Here is a 13,617-nt window from a genome sequence, read left to right on the forward strand (position 1 = left end):
AATTAATTATGAAAAATCAATTAAAAGCTACCGCACTTGCTATTGCTGTTGGGCTATCAACGTTAGCAACAGCACAAGCAGCTGATCGTATTGCTTTCATTCCGAAGTTAGTAGGTGTTGGATTTTTCACCAGTGGTGGACAAGGTGCAACTGAAATGGGTAAAACATTAGGTGTAGATGTGACTTATGATGGTCCAACAGAGCCAAGTGTGTCTAACCAAGTACAATTAATTAATAACTTTGTTAACCAAGGTTATAACGCAATTGTTGTTTCAGCCGTCTCACCAGATGGTTTGTGTTCTACTTTACAACGTGCGATGAAACGTGGTGTGAAAGTCTTGACTTGGGATTCTGATACAAAACCTGAATGTCGTAGTCATTATATTAATCAGGGTACACCAGAACAATTAGGTTCAATGTTAGTAGAAATGGCGTCTAGCCAAATTAGCAAACCAAAAGCGAAAGTAGCGTTCTTCTACTCAAGTCCAACAGTAACTGACCAAAACCAATGGGTTAAAGAAGCGAAAGCTAAAATTGCAAAAGATCACCCAGAATGGGAGATTGTTACTACTCAGTTTGGTTATAACGATGCGATTAAATCTTTACAAACAGCAGAAGGTATTTTAAAAGCCTACCCAGATCTTGATGCAATTATTGCGCCAGATGCTAATGCCTTACCTGCAGCAGCACAAGCAGCAGAAAATTTGAAAGTGAATAATGTTGTTATCGTTGGGTTCAGTACACCGAATGTGATGCGTCCATATGTGAAACGTGGCACAGTGAAACAATTCGGATTATGGGATGTTGTACAACAAGGTAAAATTTCAATTGCTGTTGCAAATGATTTATTAAAAGGTAAAGCATTAAATGTTGGTGATAAAGTAGATGTACAAGGTATTGGTACAGTAGAAGTATCGCCAAACAAAGTTCAAGGTTATGAATATGAAGCAAAAGGTAATGGAATCATTTTATTACCAGAGCGTGTCGTGTTCACAAAAGAGAATATTGATAACTACAATTTCTAATTGAGGAGAAGTAAATGGCAGATTTAGATGATATCAAAGACGGTAAAGATTTTGGTTTAGATCGACCGCAACAGCATAAAGCCTTTTATTTAAAAGGATCAGGCGCACTTGATTGGGGAATGCAATCTCGTTTAGCGGATATTTTTAATCCGAAAACAGGCAAAACAATCATGCTAGCTTTTGACCATGGTTATTTCCAAGGACCTACTACAGGCTTAGAGCGTATTGATTTACATATTGCGCCATTATTTGAATATACTGATGTATTAATGTGTACGCGAGGTATTTTGCGTAGTGTTGTGCCACCTGAAACACGTAAACCTGTTGTGTTAAGAGCTTCTGGTGCAAACTCGATCTTAACTGAGTTATCGAATGAAGCAGTTGCAGTTTCTGTCGAAGATGCATTACGTCTAAATGTCTCTGCAATGGCGGCACAGGTCTATATCGGTTCAGACTATGAGCATCAATCGATTAAAAATATTATTCAATTGGTGGATCAAGGAACACGTTATGGTATGCCAACGATGGCTGTGACAGGCGTTGGTAAAGATATGGCTCGTGACCAACGATATTTCTCACTGGCGACACGTATTGCAGCAGAAATGGGAGCTCATATTATTAAAACTTATTATGTGGATAAAGGTTTTGAGCGTATTACGGCAGGTTGTCCAGTTCCAATCGTCATTGCTGGCGGTAAGAAATTACCAGAACTCGATGCGTTAGAAATGTGCTATCAAGCGATTGATCAAGGTGCATTAGGAGTGGATATGGGACGTAATATTTTCCAATCTGATGCGCCAATTGCCATGTTAAAAGCAGTACATGCAGTGGTACATGGTGGTGAAACCGCAGAAAAAGCATATCAACTTTATCTTGATGAGAAAAATAGCTAGTTCATAAAATGAAAGAGCGGTTGAAATGGAGAAAAAACTGACCGCTCTTTTTCACTCATTTTCCTTCATTTAGGGAGTCAACTATGTTTGCAATGTTAGTGGAAATTAATATTAAAGAAGGTAAAGAACAAGAGTTTCTAGAAGTTTTTGCACGAAACCATATTGGTACAAGACAAGAACCTGGTAATTTACGTTTTGATGTATTGCGTGATCCAGAAATCAGAACTCGCTTTTATGCTTATGAAGTTTATGTTAATGAGCAAGCTTTAGAAGCACATCGTCAAACGCCGCATTATCACCGTTGTGTTGCAGAACTAGAACCCATCATGACTGGTGCAAGAAGTAAAAAAATTTTTGAGTGGGTGATGCCAGAGAATATAGCGAATGAATGTGAATAAACAACAACTAATTCATCAATTAAGAAAGCAACCAATAAGTGTCGGTGTTTTAGCATCTGATTGGTTGAAATTCCCTGAAACTTTAACCACATTAGCACAACATGATTTACATTTATTGCACTTCGATATAGGTGATGGTCAGTTTTCCCCTTTTTTTACTGTAGGCCCTATTGCAGTTAAGCAATTTGCTTCACCTTTTATTAAAGATGTACATTTAATGGTCAAAGATCCTTTGCATGTTGCGAGAGATTGTGCGAAAGCAGGGGCGAATATTATTACACTACAAGTGGAACAAGTGGATACGCTCGCTGAAACGATTGCTTATCTTCACGAAAATTATCCTGATGTGTTGATTGGATTAACACTTTGTCCAGAAACACCATTGGAGTCGTTACAGCCTTATTTGGAGAAAGTTGATTTAATTCAACTACTCACATTGGATCCTAGAACAGGTATAAAAGCGTCAACAGATGTCGTTATTGAGCGAATTTTAGCATTAACGAAAATGTTAGGAAGCGTTCGTGATGAGAAATTGATTGCTGTAGATGGCTCAATGAACTTAACACTTGCCACGCAGCTTTATCCATTTGATATTGATTGGATTGTATCTGGTAGCGCTTTATTTAGCCAAACAGATTTAAACCGCACTTTAGCTGAATGGCGAACTGCTTTTTCTCAATAAATTTAATAATCAAAAACACCGCATTAGTCTGCGGTGTTTTTTTCTATTTATAACGTCGTTTTAATCGAATCAATCCTTCGCTTATGAATAAGAGCATGGAGATCATTAAACAAATAAAGAGTGGAATAGTTTCGCTATCCAGTTGCTCGCCAATTAAAAATGATACAAATAGCATCATAATAGGTTCAGCATAGCCTAATAAGCCGAGCACGTTAATAGGCAGTAAGCTACTGGCAACAATATAAGTATTGAGTGCAACACCACTGATTAAACCAAGTAAAACCAGTAACCATAAAATATTTGGGTTGACTTGTTGTACTGTATTGAGATCAACTTGTAAGGCGAAATAGATACAAACGGGCAATAATAAGCTCATTTCGATACAAAAACCTGCAAGATCGTTAATTTTGAGTATTTTACGCGTAGCAAAATAAGTGCTGTAACCGAAACTGACTAAAAGAGCCTCCCACGAAAGTCCACCTTTTAAAATAATATTGGAAAATACACCAATAGCCGCAATGACAACAGCAAAAAATTTAATCCTTGAGATATATTCTTTGAAGATAACACGTCCAGTTAGGACCATGACTAAAGGTAAGAGTAAGTAACCAAAAGACACGCTTAGCGCACTGCCGTTATTGGGTGCCCATAGAAATAACCAGATTTGAATCCCCATCATCGCCGAGTTAAATAAAAAGCCTAAAATTAACAGAGGTTGCTGTTTAATACGTTCAAAATAATGTAGAAGTGCTTGTTTTTGTTTAAATAAAAACACAGCAGCAATGACGAAAGGTAGAGTAAAAATAATACGAAACCCGAAGATATCCTCGCCCCCAAGTGGCTGTAAAAGGGTGGAAAAATAATATAAATAGCCGAATAACACTGAGGCTGATAAAGATAAAATTATCCCTTTTAACATAGACTTATCCTAGAGCAATATAAAATTAACGTGTTGTTAACAACTTTACTCCAACACTTGCCAAAATGCACGCACTAATGGTTTAGCTAAGCATTTTTTTTGTACACAAATACCTAATTCAAAAGGTTGTGCTGGTGGATTTAAATGTAATATTGAAATTTGGCTATTCATTGGACTGTTTTTAATCACAACATCAGGTAACATCGCAACACCACAGCCTAGAGCAACCATTGGCATAATTGCCTCATGTCCAGCGACAGTAGCATAAATTCTAGGATGTTTAATTTTTTGTTGTTTAAACCATTCGTCGATACGCTGCCGAGCGGGCCCCTCAACAGGTAAAATAAACGGAACTTGTTGCCAGTCAATCGGTGTTTTTTGTAACAATTGTGTCGCAGGACAGGCGATGCGAGGAGCAATGAGTGACAGACTAATATCATCAATATAATGAAATTCAACACTGGTTGGTAAATTTTTAGGTCGACCAGCCAGCGCAAGATCGACTTGTTGTGTTTGCACTTGTTGTAATGCAGAGGCTGGATCCCCAGTAGTAAGCTGAATCTCGACTTTAGGATAACGCGCTCGAAATTTTTCTAGTATATTTGGTAAATGGCTATAAGCTGCAGTGACGGAGCAGAAGATTTTCAGTTCACCACAGAGTACTTCGGTCGGATTATCGCGCAGTTGTTGTTTTATTTGTAGCCATTCTGCCCAACTTTGTTGTGCGAAGGGAAGGAATTGTTCACCTGCTTCTGTAAGGACAACTTGGCGATTATCGCGAAGGAATAACGTTTGTCCTAACTGCTCCTCCATGCGTTGAATTTGGCGCGAGAGTGTAGAAGGTGACATATGGTTTTGTGTCGCTGTTCTAGCGAAGTTTTTTGTTTCACAAAGGTGCAGAAACAGTTTGAGATCGTTGAAGTTCAAGGTGTAAGTTTCCCCAAATATCGTATTAAATAGTTCTTATGTTGCAATAATTGCAATATAAAATACCAATAATATCAATTTACGCAATGATAAAAATCACTATAATCAAAACAAAGTACAAATAATATGCAAATACAACATCATACCAATACACAAACAACATCAAATTTAAGGACATAACAATGGCTAACTATTTCAACACATTAAATTTACGCCAACAATTAGATCAATTGGGGCGTTGCCGCTTTATGGATCGTAATGAATTTGCTAATGAAGCAGATTATTTAAAAGGCAAAAAAATTGTTATCGTCGGTTGTGGCGCACAAGGACTGAATCAAGGATTAAACATGCGTGATTCAGGTTTAGACATTAGTTATGCTTTACGTCCCGAGGCGATTGAAGAAAAGCGTGCCTCATTCCAACGTGCAACAGAAAACGGCTTTAAAGTAGGTACTTATCAAGAATTAATTCCAACTGCTGATTTAGTCGTCAATTTAACGCCAGATAAACAGCACTCAAAGGTTGTAGCAGATGTGATGCCATTAATGAAACAAGGTGCTGCACTGGGTTATTCTCACGGTTTAAATATCGTGGAAGTGGGCGAGCAAATCCGCAAAGATATCACAGTTGTAATGGTGGCACCAAAATGCCCAGGTACAGAAGTGCGAGAAGAATATAAACGTGGCTTTGGTGTACCAACATTGATCGCAGTACACCCTGAAAACGATCCAAATGGTGATGGTTTAGAAATTGCTAAAGCTTGGGCGGCTGCAACAGGTGGTCATCGTGCAGGTGTGCTAGAGTCTTCATTTGTTGCTGAAGTGAAATCTGACCTAATGGGTGAGCAAACTATTCTGTGTGGTATGTTACAAGCGGGCTCAATTGTGTGTTATGACAAATTAGTCGCAGATGGAAAAGATCCTGCTTATGCAGGTAAATTAATCCAATATGGTTGGGAAACGATTACAGAAGCTTTAAAACAAGGCGGTATTACTTTAATGATGGATCGTTTATCGAATTCAGCTAAATTACGTGCGTTTGAGCTTTCAGAACTCATTAAAGAAAAACTCGCGTTTTTATTTGAAAAACATATGGATGACATTATTAGCGGTGAGTTTTCCTCAACCATGATGGCAGACTGGGCAAATGGTGATGCGAACCTTTTAAAATGGCGTGAAGAAACGGGAAAAACAGCATTTGAGAATGCACCAAAATACGAAGGTAAAATTAGTGAACAAGAGTATTTTGACCATGGTGTATTAATGGTTGCAATGGTAAAAGCGGGTGTTGAACTTGCTTTTGATACTATGGTAGCCAGTGGTATTTATGAGGAGTCAGCCTATTATGAATCATTACACGAACTGCCATTAATTGCGAATACGATTGCACGTAAGCGTTTATATGAAATGAATGTGGTAATTTCTGACACTGCTGAATATGGTAATTACTTATTTGCTAATGTTGCGACACCGATTTTAGCAAAGGAAATTATACCAATGTTAGCACGTGGTGATTTAGGTGAACCGACTCCAACAGTTGAAATTGATAATATTACTCTACGTGATGTGAATGATGCGATTCGGAATCATCCGATTGAAATTGTGGGACAGGAATTACGCGGTTATATGACGGATATGAAACGTATTTCGTCAAATTAATTGAGTCTATTTAGGTATAAAAAACCAGTCATGAATATGACTGGTTTTATTATATCAATATTTCACAAAATCAGACCGCACTTTAACTTATAATAGTCTTATTGTTCTTCTCGTTTGACTTCGTCCCAAAGCAAATCCATTTCCATAAGTGAACTGTCCGCAAATGTTTTATTATTCTGTTTGAGTTTTCTTTCTACAGCACGAAAACGTTGCTCAAATTTGTGGTTAGCTTTGCGTAAGCTTTCTTCGGGTTGGCAATGTAAATGGCGACTGAGATTTACGACAGCGAATAGTAAATCTCCGATTTCCTCTTCAATTTTAGCTTGCTGCCTAGGTGATTTTTCTATTTCTTGCTGAACTTCATTTAATTCTTCTTTAATTTTTTCGATGACATGAGTTGTCTCATTCCAGTCAAAACCTACTTTTGCACAGCGTTTTTGTAATTTTTCAGCTCGCATTAATGCAGGAAATGCATGGGGAATATTATCTAAAATTGATGTTTGTCCTTTGTTTTGGTTTTCTTGTGCTTTAATAGCATTCCAATTTTGTAAGGCTTCTTGCTCATTATGTGCTTTTTTATTACCAAAAACATGGGGATGACGACGAATAATTTTACTGGAAACAGTGTTCACTACGTCATCAAAAGTAAAATGCTCATCTTCAGTAGCTAACTGGCTAAAGAAAATGACTTGTAATAGAAGGTCTCCAAGCTCTTCTTTTAAATCTTGCATATTGTTTTGTTGAATAGCTTCGATGACCTCATAAGTTTCTTCAGTTAAACAAGGAATCATGGTCTGATAATTTTGTTTCAGATCCCAAGGACATCCTCCATTTGGATTGCGTAACTGAGCAATCAGTTTTACAAACTCTTGAATTGAATATGTCATTTTAAGTAGACCTTTTTTAAAAAATTGAGATTTATCATAGTATAATTTTTATTTCGTAAGTGGAATGTTAGTTTAACAGGAAAACTTCTTTAAAACGTGATCTAGTGCATACTTTTTTTTATGGAGCGGTGTTATGATAATATTACTTTATGAGTAATCCCCTCGATCAGATAAGGAGTTTATTATGTATAAACACGTATTAGTAGCAGTAGATCTTTCTGATGAAAGTCAATTTTTATTAGAAAAAGCGGCTGGCGTAGCAAGACGGAATGAGGCGAAGTTATCAATTATTCACGTTGATGTGAACTTTTCTGATCTTTATACAGGATTGATTGATGTTAATATGGCGTCAATGCAAGATCGTATTTCTTCTGAAACACAGCAAACATTAGTTCATTTAGCCGAAAATGCGAGTTATCCTGTGACTGAAAAACTAAGTGGTAGTGGTGATTTAGGTCAAGTATTAGCCGATGCTATCGAAAAATACGATGTTGACTTGCTTGTTACTGGTCATCATCAAGACTTTTGGAGTAAACTAATGTCTTCAACACGTCAAGTGATGAATAACATTTCAGTAGACATGTTAGTTGTACCTTTACGTGATGAATAAGGTCGACTTATTTGATAATTAAACTTTTGTAAAAAGTTTGTAAAAATGTAACCGCACTTTGATGAGAATGTTGAAGTGCGGTTGGTTTTTTTGTAGGCTTGAATGGGCAAAAAATCTTTATTTTTTATAGAAAAAGCCTTTTTATAAATGCCAAAAATATGCAAAAATAAGTAGACTAACTTTTAATCGTATTGTTATTAGTTATTTAAAATAATATGAAAAGCAAGGCTTATATATAAATGAAAACAACAGCAGAAATTAGACAATCTTTTCTTGATTTTTTCCAGACTAAAGGTCATCAAATTGTAGCAAGTAGCTCACTTGTTCCTGATAATGATCCGACTTTATTATTCACTAATGCAGGAATGAATCAATTTAAAGACGTTTTTTTGGGGATGGATAAACGTCCTTATTCTCGAGCAACAACTGCGCAGCGTTGTGTCCGTGCCGGTGGTAAGCATAATGACTTAGAAAATGTAGGCTATACCGCACGTCATCACACTTTTTTTGAAATGCTCGGTAATTTTAGTTTTGGCGATTATTTCAAAAAAGATGCTATTCATTTTGGTTGGGAATTTCTGACCTCACCACGTTGGTTAGGGTTACCTAAAGAGAAATTATGGGTAACAGTTTATGCAACTGATGATGAAGCTTATGATATTTGGAATAAAGAAGTAGGTGTACCCGCTGAGAGAATCGTACGTATTGGTGATAATAAAGGTGCACCATATGCTTCTGATAACTTTTGGGCGATGGGCGATACAGGTCCTTGTGGTCCTTGTACAGAGATTTTTTATGACCATGGTGATCATATTTGGGGGGGACCACCAGGCTCCCCAGAAGAGGATGGTGATCGCTATATCGAAATTTGGAATATTGTTTTTATGCAGTTTAATCGCCATTCTGATGGTACAATGGAAGCGTTACCAAAACCTTCCGTTGATACTGGAATGGGATTAGAGCGGATTAGTGCGGTATTGCAACACGTTAATTCAAACTATGAAATTGATATTTTCCAAAAATTAATTGCTAAAGTGTCGGAATTAACTGGCGAAAAAGATTTAAATAATAAATCATTACGTGTAATTGCAGATCATATTCGTTCATGCGCGTACTTAATTGCAGATGGTGTTATTCCATCAAATGAAGGTCGTGGTTATGTATTACGCCGTATTATTCGCCGTGCTGTTCGTCATGGTAATTTATTAGGTGCTAAGGAAGCATTTTTCTATAAATTAGTACCAACATTAATTGATGTGATGGCTGAAGCAGGTGTTGAAGTCAGAGAAAAACAAGCTAATGTTGAAAAATTATTGCGTTTAGAAGAAGAACAATTCGCTCGTACTTTAGAACGTGGTTTAACATTGTTAGATGAGGCTTTAGCTAATGTACAAGATGGAGTACTTTCTGGTGAAGTGGCATTTAAACTATACGATACCTATGGTTTCCCATTAGATCTCACTGCAGATGTCTGTCGTGAACGCAATATCACGATTGATGAGGCAGGTTTTGATCGTGAAATGGAAGCGCAACGTTTGCGCGCACAATCGGCAAGCCAATTTGGTATGGATTACAATAATGTCATTCGCGTTGAAGGTACGACAACTTTTGAAGGCTATACTGAATCTGAATCTCTGGCAAAAGTGACCGCACTTTTTGCTGAAGGTAAGCCTGTCGATCGTATTGAAGCAGGGCAGAGTGCTGTAGTTATTTTGGAAAATACGCCATTCTATGCTGAATCGGGTGGCCAAATTGGTGATAGTGGTCGATTAGTAGGACAAGGTTTCACATTTGATGTAAAAGATACACAAAAATATGGGCAAGTTTTTGGTCATATTGGTGAATTAATGAGTGGTAGTTTAGCTATTGGCCAATCTGTTCATGCTGTAGTTGATGTGGTTCGTCGTGATCAAACTTCACTAAACCATTCGGCAACTCATTTATTACATGCTGCACTACGTCAAGTATTAGGAACTCATGTTGTTCAAAAAGGTTCGCTTGTTTCAGATGTTGCACTACGTTTTGATTTTGCACATCCAGAAGCAATCACGAAAGAACAATTAGTTGAGATTGAGCGTATTGTGAATCAACAAGTTCGAGCCAACCATATCATTCAAACAGAGCTAATGGAACTGGAAGCTGCGAAAGCAAAAGGTGCAATGGCATTATTTGGTGAGAAATATGCTGATCAAGTACGTGTTTTGACAATGGGTGATTTTTCCATTGAACTTTGTGGTGGTATTCACGCTAAACGCACGGGTGATATTGGTTTATTTAAAATTATCACGGAAACTGCGATTGCTGCAGGGATTCGGCGTATTGAAGCTATTACTGGTGAAAATGCGATTTCTTGGCTGCACCAGCAGCAAGCATTGCTTACACAAAGTGCAGATTTATTGAAATCGGATGTTAATTCTATTTTAGAAAAAATTCAGCAGCTACAAGATAAGTCGAAAAAATCTGAAAAAGAATTACAAGTCTTGAAAGAAAAAGCCGCAATGCAGGCTGGCTCTGATTTGATTAAAAATGCAGTTGAAATAAACAATGTTTCTGTCATTATTCAGAAACTTGATGGTGTTGAAGCCAAATCGCTACGTGTTATGGTTGACGATTTGAAAAATCAACTTGGCTCAGCAGTTATTGTTTTTGCCTCAGTCGTTGATGGTAAGGTAAATTTAATTGCGGGTGTGACAAATGATTTAACTGGCAAAGTAAAAGCAGGCGAGTTAGTCAATGTGTTAGCACAACAAGTTGGCGGTAAGGGTGGTGGTCGTCCTGATATGGCGATGGCTGGTGGTACACAAGTTGATAATGTAGATCAAGCATTATCTGCTGGTGCAGAATGGCTAAAAGCGAACTTGTAGTATAACACTTTCATTTTTTATTATTTTGTATATGGAGTGCAAAATAAAAAAGTGAGTGGTTTCGATATTTAAGATAGGGATGTTGTAAGCAAACAGGAATTTTGCATAAACTATAAAAAGGTGAGGAGTTCATATGCTAATCTTAACCCGTAAAGTTGGCGAAAGCTTACTCATCGGCGATGATATTTCTATCACGATTCTAAATATACGAGGAAATCAAGTAAAAATTGGAATCAAGGCCCCTAAAGACGTTTCTGTTCATAGAGAAGAGATTTACCAACGTATTAAACAGGCATTAGATGAACCTCAACAGCCTGAATGAGCAGATATTTAATTATTTGAGATAAATTTTTAAATATTTGATAGGGACGATGAAAATATTAAAGTCCCAAAATCATTGTTGTTGGGAAGTTTTTGAGTGATTAGATTGAGCGTTTGTTGTTTTATACAAATTTAGATGGCTCAAAGCCGATGAAAATATATAGTAATAATGTCCATGCGTTTTGATAACGTTTCAACTAGACAAATGTTACTATAATAAAAGGAAGAAGAATGAAAGCGATTATCCCCGTTGCAGGTTTAGGCACTCGTATGCTGCCTGCTACAAAAGCGATTCCAAAAGAAATGCTCACATTGGTGGATAAACCATTAATTCAATATGTCGTTAATGAATGTGTTGCAGCAGGCATGAAAGAAATTGTGTTAGTTACACATTCTTCTAAAAATGCTATTGAAAACCATTTTGATACATCATTTGAATTAGAAACTATGCTTGAGAAACGTGTTAAACGTCAACTTTTAGATGAGGTTCGCTCAATTTGTCCAAAAGATGTGACGATTATGCATGTACGTCAAGGTAATGCAAAAGGATTGGGTCATGCTGTTTTGTGTGGTCGTCCAGTTGTTGGTAATGAGCCGTTTGCCGTGATTTTACCTGACGTTCTATTAGCTGATTTTTCCGCTGATCAAAAACGTGAAAATTTAGCGGCAATGGTGAAACGCTTTGAGGAGACACAAGTCAGTCAAATTATGGTGTCGCCAGTTGCTGAGAAAGATGTAAGCAGCTATGGTATTGTTGATTGTGGTAATGTTACTTTGATGGGGGGGGACAGCGCTAAAATCAATAATATTATAGAAAAACCTAGTATTGAAAAGGCACCTTCTAATTTAGCTGTAGTTGGGCGCTATGTGTTTTCAGCCACAATTTGGGGCTTACTTGAGAAAACACCTGTTGGTGTTGGTGATGAGATTCAATTAACTGATGCAATTGACATGTTAATTGAGAGAGAAACGGTTGAGGCATTCCATATGACTGGTAAGACATTTGATTGTGGTGATAAAATAGGCTATATGCAAGCATTTGTTGAATATGGTTTAGAGCATGAAAAACTAGGTCAGCCCTTTAAGGCATATTTAAAACAGTTAGTTAAATCGCTTTAATATTCGATTATTTATTCTTTTAGGCATCTTTTGGATGCCTTTTTTATACTTCAGATATCTAGCTGTCTTAACGGCTAGATTGTTATTTTCGCTATTTTTTATTAAAATACCCCATAATTATTAAGTATATTGATAAGGTAAACAGAATGGCAAATTGGGATGGTAAATATATTAGTCCTTATGCAGAGCATGGGAAGAAGAGTGAGCAAGTTAAAAAAATTACTGTATCAATACCAATTAAAGTATTAGAGATTTTAACTAACGAGCGTACACGTCGCCAGATTCGTAATTTACGTCATGCAACGAATAGTGAGCTACTTTGTGAAGCATTTTTGCATGCGTTTACTGGACAACCATTACCAACAGACGAAGATTTATTAAAAGAGCGTCATGACGAAATTCCTGAAAAGGCTAAAAAAGTGATGCGTGAGTTGGGAATTGATCCAGAAAGTTGGGAATATTAAGTTGAATAAAAAAGTGCGGTTGAAATTTTTAATATTTCAACCGCACTTGTTATTTGTTTAATTAAGCTTGATCGCCAATTAAGACAGATTCTAATGCAATTTCAATCATGTCGTTGAAAGTTAATTGACGTTCTTCTGCGGTAGTTTGCTCATGAGTACGGATGTGATCTGAAACAGTACAAATGGTTAATGCTTTTGCACCGAATTCTGCTGCGACACCATAGATACCTGCTGCTTCCATTTCAACACCTAAAATACCGTATTTTTCCATCACATCAAACATTTCAACATCGGGTGTGTAGAAGAGATCAGCTGAGAACAAGTTACCAACACGTACATTTACGCCTTTTGCTTTTGCTGCTTCTACTGCCGCCATCGTCATATCAAAATCTGCGATTGCTGCAAAATCATGATCTTTAAAGCGGATACGGTTAACTTTTGAATCAGTACATGCACCAACACCAATAACAACATCACGTAATTTCACGTCCATGCGTACAGCACCACAAGAGCCGACACGGATAATTTTTTTCACACCATATTCTGTAATTAACTCTTTTGTATAGATAGAGCAAGATGGAATACCCATACCATGTCCCATCACAGAAATTTTACGACCTTTATAAGTTCCTGTGTAACCTAACATATTACGTACGTTAGTCACTTCTTTTACATCTTGTAAGAAAGTTTCAGCAATATATTTAGCACGTAGTGGATCACCTGGCATTAAAACAACATCTGCAAATGCGCCTGCTGGAGCGTTAATATGTGGAGTCATAATATTTCCTCTTATGTTAAGTTGATGATAGCAATTTAACTGCTTATCGGGGTAGAACGAAAGTCGTTCTTT

14 protein-coding genes are annotated in these 13,617 nt (G+C 37.0%); 10 read left to right on the forward strand and 4 right to left on the reverse strand.

Going from position 1 to position 13,617, the window contains the following annotated elements; all coding sequences use genetic code 11:
- Positions 1-8 precede the first annotated feature (8 nt).
- The 4 genes from lsrB (at position 9) to K7G93_RS09330 (ending at position 2,998) form a co-directional block, all read left to right on the forward strand.
- Positions 9-1,025, forward strand: coding sequence for an autoinducer 2 ABC transporter substrate-binding protein LsrB (lsrB, locus tag K7G93_RS09315; RefSeq protein ID WP_115323426.1), 1,017 nt, complete (start codon positions 9-11; stop codon positions 1,023-1,025).
- Between the two features lie 14 nt (positions 1,026-1,039).
- On the forward strand, positions 1,040-1,918 hold the full coding sequence (gene lsrF, locus K7G93_RS09320) for a 3-hydroxy-5-phosphonooxypentane-2,4-dione thiolase (protein WP_226690980.1): 879 nt from the start codon (positions 1,040-1,042) through the stop codon (positions 1,916-1,918).
- An 83-nt stretch (positions 1,919-2,001) separates the two neighbouring features.
- Positions 2,002-2,316, forward strand: a complete 315-nt coding sequence (lsrG, locus tag K7G93_RS09325) for a (4S)-4-hydroxy-5-phosphonooxypentane-2,3-dione isomerase (protein WP_115323428.1) — start codon at positions 2,002-2,004, stop codon at positions 2,314-2,316.
- Positions 2,303-2,998 carry a beta/alpha barrel domain-containing protein gene (locus K7G93_RS09330; RefSeq protein WP_226690979.1) on the forward strand — a complete coding sequence of 232 codons (696 nt, stop codon included), beginning with the start codon at positions 2,303-2,305 and terminating at the stop codon, positions 2,996-2,998. The genes lsrG and K7G93_RS09330 overlap by 14 nt, the downstream gene beginning before the upstream one ends.
- A gap of 43 nt (positions 2,999-3,041) precedes the next feature.
- Here the strand turns inward: K7G93_RS09330 and rarD are convergent, their stop codons facing one another.
- Positions 3,042-3,917 (reverse strand): EamA family transporter RarD, encoded by an 876-nt coding sequence (gene rarD / locus K7G93_RS09335; protein ID WP_115323430.1) that lies wholly within the window; start codon positions 3,915-3,917, stop codon positions 3,042-3,044.
- Between the two features lie 45 nt (positions 3,918-3,962).
- Positions 3,963-4,844: an HTH-type transcriptional activator IlvY gene (gene ilvY / locus K7G93_RS09340; RefSeq protein ID WP_191135208.1), complete on the reverse strand. Its 882-nt coding sequence runs from the start codon at positions 4,842-4,844 to the stop codon at positions 3,963-3,965.
- Positions 4,845-5,026: 182 nt separating this feature from the next.
- Here ilvY and ilvC point away from each other — a divergent pair, with 182 nt between their 5' ends.
- Entirely contained in the window at positions 5,027-6,502 is a 1,476-nt protein-coding gene (gene ilvC / locus K7G93_RS09345; protein WP_191135207.1) for a ketol-acid reductoisomerase, read from the forward strand.
- A 98-nt stretch (positions 6,503-6,600) separates the two neighbouring features.
- On the opposite strand, the gene mazG is transcribed toward ilvC, so the two are convergent.
- On the reverse strand, positions 6,601-7,389 hold the full coding sequence (gene mazG, locus K7G93_RS09350; RefSeq protein ID WP_049214809.1) for a nucleoside triphosphate pyrophosphohydrolase: 789 nt from the start codon (positions 7,387-7,389) through the stop codon (positions 6,601-6,603).
- Positions 7,390-7,573: 184 nt separating this feature from the next.
- Here mazG and uspA point away from each other — a divergent pair, with 184 nt between their 5' ends.
- The 5 genes from uspA (at position 7,574) to metJ (ending at position 12,767) form a co-directional block, all read left to right on the forward strand.
- Positions 7,574-7,999 (forward strand): universal stress protein UspA, encoded by a 426-nt coding sequence (uspA, locus tag K7G93_RS09355; protein ID WP_049214810.1) that lies wholly within the window; start codon positions 7,574-7,576, stop codon positions 7,997-7,999.
- A gap of 239 nt (positions 8,000-8,238) precedes the next feature.
- A complete protein-coding gene (gene alaS / locus K7G93_RS09360; protein ID WP_191135205.1) occupies positions 8,239-10,863 on the forward strand; it encodes an alanine--tRNA ligase in 2,625 nt (874 codons plus the stop codon).
- 133 nt (positions 10,864-10,996) lie between these two features.
- The gene (gene csrA / locus K7G93_RS09365) at positions 10,997-11,185 is read left to right on the forward strand and encodes a carbon storage regulator CsrA (RefSeq protein WP_049214812.1); all 189 of its coding nucleotides are present in this window, start codon (positions 10,997-10,999) and stop codon (positions 11,183-11,185) included.
- A 230-nt stretch (positions 11,186-11,415) separates the two neighbouring features.
- Positions 11,416-12,303 (forward strand): UTP--glucose-1-phosphate uridylyltransferase GalU, encoded by an 888-nt coding sequence (galU, locus tag K7G93_RS09370; protein ID WP_226690978.1) that lies wholly within the window; start codon positions 11,416-11,418, stop codon positions 12,301-12,303.
- A 146-nt stretch (positions 12,304-12,449) separates the two neighbouring features.
- Complete coding sequence (gene metJ / locus K7G93_RS09375; protein WP_224045911.1) at positions 12,450-12,767, forward strand: met regulon transcriptional regulator MetJ; 318 nt, start codon at positions 12,450-12,452, stop codon at positions 12,765-12,767.
- A 61-nt stretch (positions 12,768-12,828) separates the two neighbouring features.
- Here metJ and deoD read toward each other — a convergent pair whose 3' ends face one another.
- Entirely contained in the window at positions 12,829-13,545 is a 717-nt protein-coding gene (gene deoD / locus K7G93_RS09380) for a purine-nucleoside phosphorylase (protein ID WP_160531819.1), read from the reverse strand.
- Positions 13,546-13,617 lie beyond the last annotated feature (72 nt).

Source organism: Pasteurella canis (assembly GCF_020810675.1).
GTDB lineage: Bacteria > Pseudomonadota > Gammaproteobacteria > Enterobacterales > Pasteurellaceae > Pasteurella > Pasteurella canis.